At 45.0% G+C, this 16259-nt stretch carries 14 protein-coding genes and 2 tRNA genes; 11 read left to right on the top strand and 5 right to left on the bottom strand.

Features of this window, described 5'->3' with window-relative positions; translation table 11 throughout:
* The first annotated feature begins 404 nt into the window (after positions 1–404).
* The gene (locus tag QOS07_RS08255; RefSeq protein WP_283588490.1) at positions 405–1586 is read left to right on the top strand and encodes an ROK family transcriptional regulator; all 1182 of its coding nucleotides are present in this window, start codon (positions 405–407) and stop codon (positions 1584–1586) included.
* 119 nt (positions 1587–1705) lie between these two features.
* On the opposite strand, the gene QOS07_RS08250 is transcribed toward QOS07_RS08255, so the two are convergent.
* On the bottom strand, positions 1706–3067 hold the full coding sequence (locus QOS07_RS08250) for a sugar porter family MFS transporter (protein WP_283588489.1): 1362 nt from the start codon (positions 3065–3067) through the stop codon (positions 1706–1708).
* Positions 3068–3534: 467 nt separating this feature from the next.
* Here QOS07_RS08250 and xylA point away from each other — a divergent pair, with 467 nt between their 5' ends.
* Complete coding sequence (gene xylA, locus QOS07_RS08245) at positions 3535–4884, top strand: xylose isomerase (RefSeq protein ID WP_283588488.1); 1350 nt, start codon at positions 3535–3537, stop codon at positions 4882–4884.
* Between the two features lie 159 nt (positions 4885–5043).
* Positions 5044–6552 (top strand): xylulokinase, encoded by a 1509-nt coding sequence (gene xylB / locus QOS07_RS08240; RefSeq protein ID WP_283588487.1) that lies wholly within the window; start codon positions 5044–5046, stop codon positions 6550–6552.
* Between the two features lie 60 nt (positions 6553–6612).
* Here xylB and QOS07_RS08235 read toward each other — a convergent pair whose 3' ends face one another.
* Together QOS07_RS08235 and QOS07_RS08230 are read right to left on the bottom strand one after the other, a co-directional pair.
* Positions 6613–7095, bottom strand: a complete 483-nt coding sequence (locus QOS07_RS08235; protein ID WP_408613358.1) for a DUF1440 domain-containing protein — start codon at positions 7093–7095, stop codon at positions 6613–6615.
* A 64-nt stretch (positions 7096–7159) separates the two neighbouring features.
* On the bottom strand, positions 7160–7888 hold the full coding sequence (locus QOS07_RS08230; protein WP_283588485.1) for a helix-turn-helix transcriptional regulator: 729 nt from the start codon (positions 7886–7888) through the stop codon (positions 7160–7162).
* A gap of 143 nt (positions 7889–8031) precedes the next feature.
* Here QOS07_RS08230 and QOS07_RS08225 point away from each other — a divergent pair, with 143 nt between their 5' ends.
* On the top strand, positions 8032–10239 hold the full coding sequence (locus QOS07_RS08225; RefSeq protein ID WP_283588484.1) for a glycoside hydrolase family 3 C-terminal domain-containing protein: 2208 nt from the start codon (positions 8032–8034) through the stop codon (positions 10237–10239).
* A gap of 121 nt (positions 10240–10360) precedes the next feature.
* Here QOS07_RS08225 and QOS07_RS08220 read toward each other — a convergent pair whose 3' ends face one another.
* Both QOS07_RS08220 and QOS07_RS08215 read right to left on the bottom strand, forming a co-directional pair.
* The gene (locus tag QOS07_RS08220; RefSeq protein WP_283588483.1) at positions 10361–11275 is read right to left on the bottom strand and encodes a DMT family transporter; all 915 of its coding nucleotides are present in this window, start codon (positions 11273–11275) and stop codon (positions 10361–10363) included.
* A gap of 98 nt (positions 11276–11373) precedes the next feature.
* Positions 11374–12102 carry a matrixin family metalloprotease gene (locus QOS07_RS08215; protein WP_283588482.1) on the bottom strand — a complete coding sequence of 243 codons (729 nt, stop codon included), beginning with the start codon at positions 12100–12102 and terminating at the stop codon, positions 11374–11376.
* Positions 12103–12237: 135 nt separating this feature from the next.
* Between QOS07_RS08215 and QOS07_RS08210 the strand changes: the two genes are divergently transcribed.
* The 7 genes from QOS07_RS08210 (at position 12238) to QOS07_RS08180 (ending at position 15976) form a co-directional block, all read left to right on the top strand.
* Positions 12238–12720, top strand: coding sequence for a DUF7679 family protein (locus tag QOS07_RS08210; protein ID WP_283588481.1), 483 nt, complete (start codon positions 12238–12240; stop codon positions 12718–12720).
* 62 nt (positions 12721–12782) lie between these two features.
* A tRNA-Gln gene (locus QOS07_RS08205) sits at positions 12783–12855 on the top strand.
* A 73-nt stretch (positions 12856–12928) separates the two neighbouring features.
* Positions 12929–13789, top strand: coding sequence for an NAD(P)-dependent oxidoreductase (locus QOS07_RS08200; protein WP_283588480.1), 861 nt, complete (start codon positions 12929–12931; stop codon positions 13787–13789).
* 150 nt (positions 13790–13939) lie between these two features.
* A complete protein-coding gene (locus QOS07_RS08195; protein WP_283588479.1) occupies positions 13940–14269 on the top strand; it encodes a hypothetical protein in 330 nt (109 codons plus the stop codon).
* A gap of 15 nt (positions 14270–14284) precedes the next feature.
* Positions 14285–14824, top strand: coding sequence for a cation:proton antiporter domain-containing protein (locus QOS07_RS08190; protein WP_283588478.1), 540 nt, complete (start codon positions 14285–14287; stop codon positions 14822–14824).
* 5 nt (positions 14825–14829) lie between these two features.
* Positions 14830–15849, top strand: a complete 1020-nt coding sequence (locus tag QOS07_RS08185) for a cation:proton antiporter domain-containing protein (RefSeq protein ID WP_283588477.1) — start codon at positions 14830–14832, stop codon at positions 15847–15849.
* Positions 15850–15903: 54 nt separating this feature from the next.
* Positions 15904–15976: transfer RNA gene (locus QOS07_RS08180), tRNA-Glu, on the top strand.
* Positions 15977–16259: the final 283 nt, after the last annotated feature.

Genomic DNA, 16259 nt, shown 5'->3' with positions numbered 1-16259 from the left:
ACCAACATGTTTGGTCTGCTGGGCAAGCCAGGTTACGAAGAAGTGGGCAAGAAGCTCCGTGCTGAAATGGAAAAGAATAACTAAACAAGTTTAGTAGTGGGGTTGTGACAACTGTCAGGCCCCTTTTTTAGTGAAAATAATGGAAAAAGAAGAAATATCACGATATCAACGAATGATTCAACGGCGAATAGTAGTCTGGGTAGTCTTGACAATTGTTCTCCAAGTTATTACAGTACTACTTAATTGGCATTTTTTGCAATATGTAGTATGGTTAGCAACTGCCTATTGTGTTGTATTGATTATTCTATGGTGCTATTTTGAATAGCGGTCATTGCACGCGGGGAACTAATGATCGTGCTATAATGGGTGTATAAAATAATTTATGAAATTAGGGAAAAGAAAATATGAGTATTGATCATCGTAACTTGTCGCGTATCAATAACCGTAAGTTGGTTTTGCAACAACTATTTAATAATCGCGAAACTTCACGAGCGGAAATTGCCCGGCAACTACATCTTAATAAATCAACTGTTTCGTCAATTTGTACAGAATTAGATGAAACGGGGCTAATCGAGGAAGTTCGCCAGGGGGAGTCAACTAAGAGCGGCGGCCGGAAGCCAAACTTAATCTGTTTGAACCGTAATTACGGTTTTGTTGCTAGCTTTAATATTGGAACTGCATACATGGCCTCAATGTTTAACTATATTAATGGGGAGATTATTCAGTATAACCGGCAGGCTATTAAGCAGTTTGATATTTTGAACATAATGCAAATGATTAAGAGCGAAATAAAAGAAATGGAAAAGGTCGACCAAACCAGTCATGGCCTACTTGCAATTGGTTTTTCCATTCACGGGATTGTATACCAAAACAAGGTCATTGATTCACCGTTCCTTGAACTTGATGGGATTGACCTTCAGGAATACTTTGAAAAGGAATTTGGTGTACCAGTTGTCCTTGAAAATGAAGCGAACTTATCTGCTGTCTTTGAAAATGATTTCTGTGAAGGCAGTGCGATTTCTGACCTAATTACGATTAGTATTCACCGCGGGATTGGTGTTGGTGTAATTGCTAACGGCCGGCTTTACCGTGGTAACCAGGGCATGGCTGGTGAAATTGGCCGGGCACTAATGATTGACCACCTTGGTGATGGTTCAAATAAGCTGGTGAAGGTGGAATCGCTCTGCTCTGAGGATGCGATCATTGATCAGGTAAAGGCGGTAAAGGGGCTAAAGACGATTAGTAGTGAGGAACTCAGTCGACTTTACCATTATGATAGCCAGGTTTTACGGATCTTTGACCATGCGATTGAGTTATTGGCCGAGGCTGCCTTCAATGCGATCGTCTCGTTTGGCCCCCAGGCAGTTTACTTTAATTCAACCTTGTTTGAAGACATCCCGGAATTATTTGAGCAGATCCGTTCGAAACTAGTTGAAATGGGTGCCTTCTCGCCGATTTATAAGATTGTTGGTTCACGGATGACCTCGTTGCTTGGTGCTAGTTCGCTGGCAATTCACTGGGCGCTTGACCTAGAAAAGTTTCAATTAAAGATGCGGTGGCCGAATGAAGTAAAAAATGTTGAATAACTGAAAATATTTCCAAAACAAACAAGCGAAGGAAGTGACCATATAGAATCCATCACGTCCTTCGCTTGTTTTAACTTAGACAATAAAAAAGACTGGGAAATTGCCCAGCCTTTTTCCTATTATTTAGCGGCCTTCTTAGCAGCTTGGTCACGTAACCATTGTTCGATACTTTCAAGTGACTTGCCTTGTGTTTCGAATACCTTGGCGTGAACAAACCAGATAGCGAGAAGACAGAAGATACCGTAACCGATGAACAAAGTACCCTTACCGAATGCACTAAGCAGTGGTGGGAACGTTAAGGAAACGATCATGTTGGCAGTCCAGTTAACACCAGCGGAGAAGGAGTTACCTAAACCACGAATGTTCAGTGGGAACATTTCACCAATCATTGTCCACATAATAGGACCCCAGGTACCTGAGAATGAAGCGATGTAAACAACCATTGAAAGAACGGCGACATCAGCAGCAAACTTAGATTCGGAAGAGTGCATCAGACCCCAGCACATGATGAACAGGGTGATGGCCATTAACCAACCACCGACAACCAGCATCTTACGACGGCTAACACGGTTCATTAACCAAATACCGATAACGGTAACGATAACGTTGAAGATACCGATCCATATGTGTGAAAGTAAAGCAAAGTGCACACCGAAACCAGCGTCAGTAAAGATAGTAGGGGCATAGTAAAGAACGGTGTTACAACCCATGACCTGTTGGAAAATTGCCAAACCAACGGCAGCAACTAAAGCTGGGTGAACGATTGGACCGAATAATTCGCTCCAACCACCGGACTTAATGGAAGCTTGCTTCTTAATATCGTCAATATCACTGTTAACAACATCTTCGTCATTGCTGTTCATTGCCATCAGGACTTCCCGGGCAACGTTTTCCTTGTTGTTACGAACAAGGTAACGTGGTGATTCAGGAAGGATGATTGCACCGATGAACAGAATTGCGGCAGGAATAGCAGCAAAGCCAAGCATCCACCGCCAACCGGTGTAGAGGCCTTGAAGCCAGAAGTTAAGCAGGTAAGCCAATAGCAAACCAGTCATAACCATTAATTGGAAGAGTCCAGACATCATCCCACGCTTAGCAACTGGTGCTAATTCAGCAAGGTAAGTTGGGATCAAGGCTGAAGCGGCACCAACGGCCAAACCTAAGATGATCCGGGTAACAATCAAGGTCCAGAATTCTGGAGCAAGTCCGGAACCTAATGCACCGATGAAGAAGAGAACAGAAGTAAACATCAGTAACTTCCGCCGACCAAAGCGGTCTGAGAAAGGTCCAATGGTGATGGCACCAAGGATGGCACCTAACAGGACGGCTGAAACGACACAACCCTGTTGCCAGGAATTCAAAGATAATTGCTTTTCAATAAAGAGAATGGCACCAGAAATTGAACCGGTATCGTAACCGAATAGTAAACCACCTAGCGCAGCAAAGAAGTAAATCCACCCTGCGGATAATTTATGTTTCATGTTTTAAAACCCCTTAAAATAATAAACAAATGCAAGTTAAACAGAGTGAAGCTAGTTGTCTATGCATATTTAGTTAGTATTGATTACCAACTAACCAAAACTAGTTTAACATAAATCTGTCTAAAAGAAAGCGCTTTTACAAACATAAAAACACTAAAAGTCGTGTAAATGCTATTATGGCAGCAATTGAAAGCATTAAGATATTTTTTAAACAAAACTTGTGGTGAAGGTTAATCACTGCAGGGAAAGCTAAGAGCTAGAAAAGTAAGTAGTTATTGCTATTAATATAACTGGTAAAATAGCGTTAATTTGTTTTTTCGTTGATATAAAGGAAGAGGAATCAAACAATGCCCAGGTTTTAAATAAATTTTGGCGAAAGGGTTTACAAAAACGGATTCAAAGTGTATATTGTGACTTGTAAGTTAGTTGTTTATACAAACTAAATATTTCAGGAGGCTACTTAAATTATGGCTGATTTATGGGAAAACATTGGTGACATTAAATATGAAGGCCCACACAAGGGTTTGAAGTCTGGTTTATTCTATCAATACTACAACCCAGATGAAGTTATCTTGGGCAAGAAGATGAAGGACTGGCTACGGTTTGCCGTTGCTTACTGGCACACATTTGACCAACGGCTGGTTGACCCATTCGGTGATGGTACTGCCATGCGTCCATATGACAAGTACAGTGACCCAATGGACCAAGCACTTGCTAAGGTTGACTACGCATTTGAATTCTACAAGAAGTTAGGTGTTAACTTCCTTTGCTTCCACGACCGTGACTTGGCTCCAGAAGGTGACACTCTTCGTGAAACCAACAAGAACTTGGACAAGATCGTTGACAAGATTGTTGAATACCAAAAGGATACTGGGATGAAGGTTCTTTGGAACACTTCCAACCTCTTTACTAACCCTCGTTTCCTTGAAGGTGCCGGTACTGCTCCATCAGCAAAGATCTACGCTTACGCATGTGCTCAATTGAAGCACAGTCTGGAAGTTGGTAAGCGGGTTGGCTCAGAAAACTATGTCTTCTGGGGTGGCCGTGAAGGTTACGAATCACTTTGGAACACCGAAATGAAGCGTGAACAATCACACATTGCTAAGTTCTTCCACATGGCTAAGGATTACGCTAATGAAATTGGCTTCGACGCACAAATGCTGCTCGAACCAAAGCCAAAGGAACCAACTACGCACCAATACGACTTTGATGCTGCTACGACGATTAACTTCATGCGTGAGTACGGTCTTGACAAGGACTTCAAGCTTAACCTTGAAGGTAACCACGCTAACTTGGCTGGTCACACTTACCAACACGAAATTCGTGTTGCTCGTGAAGCTGGTCTGCTTGGCTCTCTTGATGCTAACCAAGGTGACAAGCTGATTGGTTGGGATATTGATGAATACCCATCCAACCTGTACGAAACTACCGCTGCTATGTGGGAAGTTATTGAAAACGGTAGTATCGGACCTCGCGGTGGTCTGAACTTCGATGCAAAGCCACGTCGTACTTCATTCAAGGCAGAAGACCTCTTCTACGGTCACATTGTTGGTATGGATAGCTTTGCTGCTGGTCTGCGTGTTGCTGCTGCAATGAAGGAAGACGGCTTCTTAGACGATATCCTTAAGCAACGTTACGCAAGCTGGGACGAAGGTCTGGGCAAGGACATTGAAGATGGCAAGGAAGACTTCAAGAGCCTTGAAGCTAAGGTTATTGACACTCCTCAATCTGAACTCCGTGCTTCAACTCAATCTGACCACCTTGAAGAAATCAAGGACACTATCAACCACTACATGATCGAAACTCTTGCTAAGTAATGTGAACTACTCCTTATAAGTTTCAACATTAATAACAGTTACTAACTATCAATCAAAATCAATCCAAATGTTCACGACTCATGTAGAAGTGTCGTAAAATAAAGGGCCGAGGCAATCAACTTTGCCCCGACCCTTTTTGCTGAGGAAGGAATGAATACTATGAATGAATACGTTATTGGGGTGGACCTGGGTACCAGTGCCGTTAAGGTGTCAGCAATGGACCGTGAAGGCCAAATTGCAGCCCAGGAAAGTTACGGTTATGACCTCCACCAGCCACACCCTGGTTACAGTGAACAAGATCCCCGTGACTGGCTGTATGGGACAACGATTGCAATTGACCGCCTGATCTTGCGTGACGGCTTGAAGGCAGAAGAGATCCAGGGGATTTCTTTCTCCGGTCAAATGCACGGGTTAGTCTTGCTTGATGAAGACGGTCAGGTTCTCCGTCCTGCTATCTTGTGGAACGATACCCGGACGACGAAGCAGTGTGAAGAAATTAGGGAAAAGCTTGGCGACAAGTTTATTGACATCACCGGAAACCGGGCGCTAGAAGGCTTCACCTTACCAAAGCTGCTCTGGGTTAAGGAAAATGAACCAGAGATTTGGGCCAAGGCAAAGAGCTTCCTATTGCCAAAGGATTATGTCCGTTTTGTAATGACTGGCAAGCAGGCAATTGACTACTCCGATGCTACTGGGACCGTCCTTTATGATATTAAGAAGGGAACCTGGAGCAAGGAAATTTGCGATGCTTTTGATATCCCAATGTCAATGTGCCCATCATTAATGCGGTCAATTGATGAGGCGGGGACCGTCACTGACTACTATTCAATGTTCTCCGGCTTGAAGAAGTCTACCCGGGTATTCGGTGGTGGTGGTGACAACGCCTGTGGTGCTGTTGGTGCCGGCATTTTACAACCAAACATGGTAATGTCAAGTATTGGTACCTCTGGGGTTGTATTAAAGTATGAACCAGATGCCAATGTTAACTACCACGGTGCATTGCAATATGAATGTCACGCCATTCCAGACACCTACTATTCAATGGGGGTTACCCTAGCTGCTGGTCACTCCTTGAACTGGTTTAAGCATACCTTTGCCGCAGATGAAGACTTTACCGAAATGGTTAACCGTGCTGCAAAGCGGCCACTAGGTGCTAACGGCTTGCTCTTTACCCCGTACGTAGTGGGAGAACGGACTCCATATGCTGATGCTGATATTCGGGGAAGTTTTATTGGCGTTGATAGTATGCAAAATAAGTACGATTTTGTTCGGGCCGTCATTGAAGGAATTACCTTTAGCTTCCGTGATATCTTAGATATTTACGACCAGCATGGTCAAGACTTTGATACAGTAGTTGCCATCGGTGGTGGGGCAAAGAGTGCCTTCTGGCTTCAACTCCAAGCAGACATCTTTAACAAGAAGGTTGTTTCCTTGACTAATGAACAAGGCCCAGGCCTGGGGGCAGCAATGTTAGCCGCTGTTGGCCTTGGCTGGTATGACTCCTTGCAAGATTGTGCCAAGAAGTTTGTCCACTTTGGTAAGGCTTATGAACCACAAGCAGATGCGGTTGCTAAGTACAATGACTTATACAAGGTTTACCACCAGGTATACGACCAAACTAAGGGTCTGAGTCACCAACTGATGAAGTTGCGTAACGAATGGGACTAAATTAAATCAAAAATAAAACGAGCTCTAGTGTGGATATCCATGCTAGAGCTCGTTTTTTAGTTACTTCAATTGTTCCAAAACCTTTGCCGCAATTTCATGGTTGGTCCACATCCAAATTGCGTGGCCCAAACCTTCTGAGAGGTGTTCCTCCCATGGCTGGTCATGTGCATCCGGGACGGTCTTCATCGCTGGCATGATAACCAGGTGGAAGGCTACCCAGACCGCAAGCCCAAATGGAATTCCCTCGCCAATTGTCAATACCTTAACTTTCTTCTCAAGGAGGGCGGCATAGGCAGTGGCAAAGCTAATGGAGAAGCCAAAGTGAACCAGGTAGCTGACCCATGGCAAGTCCTGCCCGGAGTACTGGTATGTGGCTTGGGTTAAGGAAGCTGGCACACCGAGTTGCTGGAGTAATTTCTGGGGTGGGTTTACCCGGTCACGTTCAGCAGTCCGTGGTGGTAGGACATTTTCCCACCCTAATTTGACTAAGCCAGAAACGATTCCAGCGGCAGCCCCCGCAATCAACACATGTTTACAATTCATCTTTTTCACTTGGATCACATCCTTTGACCTCATTATAGCAAGGAAGAATTTTAGTTGAAACTAATTAATTTGGCCGGTGACTTAGCCTGATTTCATTCGGTAACTCGCCAAACATTTCACGAAAAACCTTTCGTGCAGTCCGGGGATTTGAAAGCCCGTGTTTCTTAAACAGGTCCTTGATTGCAATGTCAGTATTTATTAAATCGTTGTAAAGCTGGTTTAGTTTAACGACATAGATGTAATTAGTGAGTGAAAGCCTAACCTGTTTCTTAAATAGGCGTGAAAGATAGTTGGGATTATACCCAAAATGGCGTGCTAACCCGGTAACGGTTAACTGTTCAGTACTGTGGTTATTAATATAAATGAGCAGCTGCTTGACGTTATTGTCATTTGGTACCTGTTTATCAGGGTTATTAAGCTTCATAAAGATAACTTTTAAGAGACTGACAAAGGTAATTTGACTATCAAAAAGGAAACCGTCCGGGTGGGTTAGCTGTAAGTAGGCAAATTTTTTGATCAGCTTGAGGGCAAGGGAGTAGTTGGGATCATCGACCATCCCATTATTGAAGGTTACCAGTTCCGGGTGCTTAACGTACGGTTCAATAACCTTTAAGGGGATTTGCAGCACGTAGGCAGTGTTGGGAATATTGGCGACATCGTGGACTACCCCCGAAGGAACCACAATAAAGTGGTCACTGCGGACGACAAATGAAGAAGCTGGGAAAAGGCTTCGCGAGTCCCGGACGGGTAAGTTAGGACAGACGTTAGCACGGCACGGGCTGGTGTTTATCATTGCTTAGCCTCACGGGACTCGTTTTATTTCCGTCGTTACTGTGAAAAATCTAAAGATAAAGGTTCGCGACAGAATTGCGTTTTGTTATGAACCCCGCACACTTGTATTCATGATATGATGTGGATAGAAAGGACGAGATGATAATGGTAAAAATTGACCTTAAATTTGTTGAAGGATTAACGCTTGAAGAACGTGCTTCATTGGTTTCCGGAAAGGACTTTTGGTTTACTGCTAAGGTGCCAGGAGTTGACCGGATGATGATGTCGGATGGTCCCTCAGGCTTGCGGAAGCAGGATATTGATGTGGCACCATCAGATGTGAATAACTCAGTGGATGCCGTTTGCTTCCCATCATCAGCACTGACCGCAAGTTCATTTGATGATGACATGCTATTTAAGCTCGGTCACCACCTAGGGGTTGCTGCTAATGCTGAAAAACTGGGATTATTACTAGGCCCCGGTGTTAACATCAAGCGGAGCCCACTGGCCGGCCGGAATTTTGAATACTTCTCTGAAGATCCACTATTAGCGGGCCGGATGGGGACTGCCTATGTAAAAGGGGTCCAAGAAGAAGGTGTTGGTGTTAGCGTTAAGCACTTTGCCGCTAACAACCGTGAAGACCAGCGTTTTACTTCTTCATCAAACATTGATGAGCGGACTCTTCGTGAAATTTATCTCGCCCAGTTCGAACGGATCGTCAAGGAAGCCCATCCTGCAACCTTGATGTGCTCATACAACCGGCTGAACGGGACGCTAAATTCCCAAAACCAGCGGCTACTGACGGAAATCTTACGGAATGAATGGGGATTTGAAGGCCTGGTTATGTCCGACTGGGGTGCCGTTGCAGACCATGTTGCTGCGATTAAGGCGGGCTTGGACCTTGAAATGCCTGGTAAGGGTCAAGCTTCTGTTGATGAAATTGTTGCCGCCGTTAAGGATGGCCGGCTTCAGGAGTCAACATTAAACCGGTCTGCTCTGCGGATCTTGAAGGTAGTTGAAAAGTGGGGCAAGGATGTCACTAAGAAGGAATCCTACGATAAGGAAGAGCAGCATGAATTTGCCCGGAAGATGGCTGATGACAGTATTGTTCTGCTCAAAAATGATGACCAGCAACTGCCATTAAACGACCATGACTCACTGGCAATTATTGGTGAATTAGCTGCTAAGCCACGGTTTGAGGGCGGTGGCAGTTCCCATGTTAACGCCCACCATGTGGTTACCCCATTAGATGCGGCACCCGCTAATGCAAGTTATGCTGCTGGTTATTCATTAAGTGAAACGAAGCCAGATGAAAAGTTAACTGAAGAAGCCGTTCAGCTTGCTAAGCAAAGCAACCGGGTAATCTTCTTTGCCGGGTTCCCTGAGCAAATGGAAACAGAGGGCTTTGATAAGAAGACCATTTCGCTGCCCGCTAACCAAAATGAATTGTTAGACCAAGTGGTCAGCGTTAATCCGAACGTCACCGTTGTCTTAGAAAACGGGTCAGTTGTTGAAATGTCGTGGGCCGACCGGGTACCAGCAATTGTTGAAACCTACCTTGCTGGTGAAGCAGTCGGGGAGGCAACTTGGGATATCCTGACGGGGAAGGTTAACCCTTCTGGTAAGCTTTCCGAAAGTTTCCCACTCCGCCTGCAAGATAACCCCACTTATGGTACTTTTGGCAAGGACCATGATGAAGAAGACTACCGTGAAGGGATCTTCGTTGGCTACCGCTACTACGACCTTCACGACATGCCGGTTCGTTTCCCATTTGGTCATGGGCTGAGCTACACAACTTTTGATTACTCTGATTTACAAGTTAATGAGGGTAGCGATAACGTGGAAGTTAGCTTCACTGTTACGAATAGTGGTACGGTTGCTGGTAAAGAAGTTACTCAGCTATATGTTGCCAACCATGTTAGCCGGGTTGCAATGCCAGTGAAGGAATTACGCGACTTTGCCAAGGTTGAATTGCAGCCAGGTGAGAGTAAGGAGGTCAGCTTAACACTGTCACGCCGTGCTTTCAGTTACTACAATGTCAAGAAGCAGCAGTGGGAAGCTGATAATGGTGAATATGAGCTGATGGTCGGTAGCTCGTCCCGGGATATTCGCCTATCAACCAAGTTTGAATTGACAATTGGTGTTAACCCATTGGGTGAAATCACCGATGATACTTATATTGGTGACGTATGGAATGACCAGGACCCACAAGTCCAATCAGCATTAAAGGAATCCGGCCTTTATGATGTGCTGAAGCCAATGATGGCCGATGAACAATGGGGTGCCATTTCGGCCAATATGCCACTGCGGTCATTAGCTGCCACGGGGGTTGAAGAAGAAACCCGTGAAAAGTTTATGAAACTAGTTAAGTAATCAGTCGTAGATGCAGAAAAGCGGGAAAACTTTTTTTCCCGTGATTACTGTGTCAATGTTCAAAATAAAAGAATAAGGGTCCGTGATAAAATTGCGCTTTGTCACGGACCCTTATTACATCTTATTCAATTTTATTTTTCCTAATCGGAATGCGGATATTAATTGCTAAGACGGCGACGATAACCAGGATTGAACCGATGATATCAGCGCCGGTCATGTGGAGGTTAAAGATGAGAACCGAACCAATAGTAGCTGATAGGGGCTCGAAAGCATCCATCAGGCTAAAGTTCGTCGCATCAATATACCGTAGTGAGATGTTGGCCATTTGGAATGGAATCAGGGTACCGATAATCAAGACACCGAGCCAGCAAACCCAGACGATCGGAACATTTGGTACGTGTGGTTGGGCCGGGTGAATTGCGAGCAGTATGATTCCGGAAAAAAGAAGCCCCCAGGCGGTAATAACTAGTGATGGTACCCGCCCTTCACGAAGCATTTTTTGTGGAATTAAGGTATTAGTGGCAACCCCAACAGCTGAAATCATCCCCCAGACTAAGATCATCGGGGTAACGGCAAGATGGTTGAAGTGGCCATGGGTTGCAATCGTAAAGACCCCTAAGAAGGCGATGACTGCACAGATAATTTCAATTCGCCGCGGTGGGATGTGCCGGAAAAGCGCCTGGTAAGCAATAATAAAGAATGGCCCCACAAATTGTAAAATAGTAGCGATCGAGGCGTTCCCGTACTGGACCACCATGAAGTAGGCAAACTGGACCGGGACCAATCCGAAAATCCCGTATGAAAAGATGACCCAAGCGTCGTGGGGACTCTTAAAAATTTGGAAGGGGTGGTCGCCCTTTAGCTGACTGACCAGTACCAAAATAGCACCAGCCGCGGTCATCCGCGTCTGCGTCACCCACAATGAGGTGATTGAGCTGCTTGCGTTGAACAGGCCCTTAGCGAAGAGTCCTGAAATCCCCCAAAATGTACAGGCGATAATTACTAGCGCCAGTCCAAAAACTTTTTTATCTTTCATTACTTTTCACTCTCTACTTATAATTTTACACAAGAGTTATTTTAACATAATAAAATAAGGTTCGTGGTAGCTAAATCTGCTCACGGACCTTTGATTGACTATTGATAATTATGAGTAGTGCCAGATTGACCGGATTGCTGGTTGGCAACGTGTGGTCGCTGTTGGTAGAGTTTTTTAACGTTTTCAACGTCTTGCGGCTGGATTGAGTAGTACGAACCGGCGGGCTGCATTACCGATGCTGCCGAATTATGCTGAAGGCCAATTGCGTGACCTAACTCGTGTTCGGCTGTATTGACGATCCGCTCCTGGGAATAGCCGTACGCCGGGCTAAGCAGGTAGCCAGAATTGAGTTGGACATCGGCGTGGATGATATAGCCGGTCATCGCATTCATCTTAGTATTAGTTAAGCCGGCTGCTCCGTTTTTTTGTTCATCAATGGCGGAAATCACAACGTCAGCTTCCTTCTTATTTTCTGTTTCGTGGAAGGTAAAGGCACCGGTCTGGTTCCACTGCCTAATTGCCGTTTCGGTAGCAGAACGAAGGGTGGGGTCGCTGAGGTCAATGTAGACGGTGGCGCTGGGTTGGGTCCAACGTGCGTCAGTTACGTCAGCCTGACTCTCTGTCGTGCTGCTATTTTGTTTAAGGGTAACTTCTTTTTTGCCCAGAAGGCGGTTGATTTGATTGTAAGTAAAAAGTTGGGCCTGCTCAACTGCTTGGTTTAGTTCCTGCTGGAAGGCAGGGCTGCTCTGGTAAAGGCCGAGGAGCCAGACAAAGAGCAGGCAGTAGAGGAGAGTTAAAATGAAATGCTGCCGTTTAATAGTTCTCATCTCCCTTGAATATTGATAGTTTAAGCAAAAAAAGAGAAATAGTCTATTCATATGGTTAACTTTTTGCCAAAATAATCACCGGAATAATTAGAGCTGCGGTATAATATGACTGGAATTTTAAGGGAGGGCTTCGTGATGGCAACCGTATTTGTAGTACAAGTTAAATTAAGCTGGGGAGTAGAAAAAGAATATTTAGTTGCAAATGATGTTGAACCCGGTTTGGATCACCGGTACAAAACGCGGGAAAACTGGCAAGAGGTGATGGTAGATGCTTTAATTAACGTTCCGGTAGCACCATATTTACCAGATAATTCAATTCAACCGCCAATCGCAACGGCAAAAGTTAGCACGGTTAAAGCAGTTGACGACAGTGACGAGGTCGTTCGGGGGATGCAACGGACACGGAGCCAGTTTATTATGGCGGCAATTTGGCAAAAACAAACGACGGCGGTTAACTATAACTTTCTCCGGCACGATTATGACCAGCAAAGTCAGGCTCAAATCAAAGCAGACGTTGACTTCTGGCAAAATGGCCACCAGCACCCTGAAGTAGTTGCCCAAACCAAACAGGCAATCCAAAAACAAGAAGAACGATTAGCAAAACAAATTGAAAAATAAAAAATAGTTGACGTCAGCGGTAAATGCTAGTATAGTTATTACTGTTGTAAAACAACAAATATTGGGCATTCGCCAAACTGGTAAGGCAGTGGACTCTGAATCCATAATTTACTGGTTCGAGACCAGTATGCCCAATTCCTTAAAAAGCTGTTAGACTGGTAGTAATATGAGTCTAGCAGCTTTTTGTTTACGAAAGGAAATGATTAAGATGAAGATTGGCTTTATTGGTACCGGCGTAATGGGAACGGGAATAATTAATAACCTTTTGAAGCACGGAAATGAAGTAACGGTCTTCAACCGGACCCAGGCGCATGCGCAGGCGGTAATTGATAATGGTGCTAAGTGGGCACCAACGCCAGCAGCTGCTACGAAGGGAAACGACTTTGTCTTCACGATGGTTGGCTTTCCAGCTGATGTGGAGGAGGTCTACTATGGTAGTGATGGAATTTTAGCGGCTGCTCCTGAGGACCAGGTCCTGGTTGATATGACGACAAGTAAGCCGTCACTTGCCAAGCAATTAGCTAAGGACGCAGCGCACATGGTTGATGCCCCGGTTTCCGGTGGTGATATTGGTGCGAAGAATGCAACATTGACCGTCATGCTTGGCGGTGCGCAGGCAGATGTGCAGAAGATTATGCCGATCCTTCAGCAGATCAGTGCGAGTCAGCATTATTTTGGCCCCGCCGGAAGCGGACAGCATGCGAAAATGGCCAACCAGATCATGGTTGCCGGAACGATGACCGGGATGACTGAAATGCTCGTATATGCCAAAAAAGCGGGACTCAACTTAGCTGATGTTATTCAGACGGTTGGTGCTGGAGCTGCGGCCAACTGGAGTTTAAGTAATTACGGGCCACGGATTTTAAAACAGGATTACACGCCCGGTTTCTTCGCTAAGCATTTCCTAAAGGACCTGCGGATTGCACTTGATGAGGCAGAGCAAATGGGGCTGGAATTGCCAGCGACAGCAGAAGCAAAGCGCTTGTACGGAGTGCTGGTTGATCAAAAGAAGCTGGGGAATGACGGTACTCAGGCGCTAGTTAAACTGTGGTGGAATCAGAGTAACTAAAAGAAACCGTGACAGTTGATGACAACCAGCACGGGTGCAATCAGCAGCTAACGTCTGGCTTACAGAACGCTAGCTGCCGATTTGTAGTCGTGGGAGACTTCTGTTGTGCTTCCGTTGCTGGTACAATACAGTTGGTTAAGGAGAAGAGAAATGGCAAGTAATTCAGATTCAATTTACTATGTTTTAACAAAATTAAAGCACCATCCGGAACTGATTAAGTCGGAACGAGCACGGTATACCAATACGGTGTTAATTCTTTTTTCAGATGAGCTGAAGATTGCGGATAGTAGTTTCTACTTTCCGGATATGCGGCTGATGGTGAATCGGTTATCAAATGACTTTGTGGCCAAGAATGGGGACCTGCTTGACTACTTCTTTCAACGGACAAACGGAGGAGCAAAGGTTTACCACGATGCGTGGGCAACAACGTCACACTTACCGCAAGATCACCTATTTATGTTAGAACTTTCCTATGAATAATTAGGGAGGGAAATGATGACACTTCTTATTTCAACAGTGACATTGGTGGTCGCGGCGGTAATTAGTGGGATTGTCTGTGGAATTATCCCCCGTGCTTCGGGGAATTACGTTAGTATCCTGATTGGGTTTATCATTGCGCTAATTGCGCCATTAAACCAGCTTGTTGCCCAGTTCCATTCCGAAGCATTTATGTATATCATTGCGCCCTTGATTTATTTTGAAGGGCAAACGACCAGAATTCACTTTGTCGGTCACTGGCTGCGGCAGATCATTGAAACGGCCGTGCTGCTGGTTGTTATTTCCCTCGTGGTGGCGGGCTTTTCCGTTTACCTATGTGGGATTCCACTAGCACTATCGTTTGTGATGGCGGCGATTAGTACGCCGACTGACGCGACTGCGACGGAGACGGTATCGGAAGGACGGATCATGCCGGACCGGCAAGGAAAGCTGTTGCGTGCCGAGTCACTTTTTAATGATGCAACGGGAATTGTGCTGGTAGAAGCGATGCCCTGTGGGTACGGGCTGTTCACTTTGAATACCAACAGGCCTTTTTAAACTTTTTGCTGTCTGCTGGTGGTGGAATCCTTGTCGGGATTGTGTTTGGCCTGGGGATGATTAGCTTCCAGCAGGGGTTGCGCCGCTTCTCACGGTCAACCTATAATGCTCAGGATATGCTGTTCTTGATTACCCCGTTCTTTATCTACTTTGTGGCAGAAGAAGTTGGGGTTTCGGGGATTATTGCCATAGTTTGTGCCGGGCTAATGCAAAATAGTGAAAGCTCACGGAGCAGGTTTGCCCATCCCCGGCAGTTTCACAATGGCCTGGTGTTAATTGACCTGGCTAGGGAAATCCTAAACAACATGATTTTTGTAGTTCTTGGAATATTAATCGTGCGGATTATTCGCGCCGATTTAATCGCGGCAGACCTCGATTTTAAGTGGGTAATTGCCGGTGTAACACTCTATGTTGCAATGCTAGTGGTTCGGTACGTATATGGCCTCTTTACCGGGATGGCCGCAAGGGGAAGTCTGATCTTTTCACTTGGTGGCGTTCACGGGGCGGTAACGCTTGCACTGGTATTTTCTGTTGCGGGTAGTTTAACTGACCACCAGTTTCAATTTGTTATTATGACAGAAACGTTGTTGGTTTTGTTAAGTATGATTGTCCCATCAGTTGCATTTAAGTTTATTCTGAAGGCAGATATTCCCGATACAGTGATTCAACAACGGATTGACAAACTGCGGCGGGAAATGGTGCTGGAAGGAATTAACGCGGTAAATGAGATGTACCTGCCGGCCAACGTGAAATCGAGTGTGTTGTATGACCTCCGGGACCAAAAGGGGGTAACGACTTTCCGAGATTTCTGGAAGCAGTGGTCGGCTAACAGCCGGAATGATGAGTTCAGTGATGCGGAACGTGACTTGGAGCGCCAAGCTTTATTGTGGGCGTTTCGGTCAGAGCGTCGTTATTTGAACATGATTGCACAACGTGAAGAATTACGTGAGTATGTGTTTGAACTATATAATGAAGTAGTTTTAGCAGAATCAATTTTAATCGACCCCCAAAATGGCCGAAATTAAATTATGAATTGACAAAGTAATCAGTTATAACGTATAATCCTCATTGTACGTTATTGCCCGCTGGTCAAATTGGTTAAGACGTCGCCCTCTCAAGGCGGAGTTACGGGTTCGATCCCCGTGCGGGTGATTTTTTATACTTTCATTTAATTCTGTTTAATCATAAATGCTTGATATATCAACGTTTTGAAAATTAGATAGAACTAAATATAACTGCTCGTTATTAATTTTTGAGTCAAATTTGAGTCAAAAAATAATTAAGTCAGCACAGAACGGTCACCTTTTGTTAGGTGGCCTTTTTGTTTTAAATTTATTGTCATTTATTTTTGAAATATTGGTGGATTATAGAATGAAGTTAGCCACCCAGTTGGTGGTAAATAAAAAACGCCATTCGGCGTGACATCAGGTATCAT

It is taken from the genome of Limosilactobacillus viscerum, assembly GCF_947387525.1.
Classification (GTDB): domain Bacteria; phylum Bacillota; class Bacilli; order Lactobacillales; family Lactobacillaceae; genus Limosilactobacillus; species Limosilactobacillus viscerum.
The sequence above is the reverse complement of the archived record's forward strand: the minus strand, read 5'-3'. Positions and strand labels throughout refer to the sequence as shown.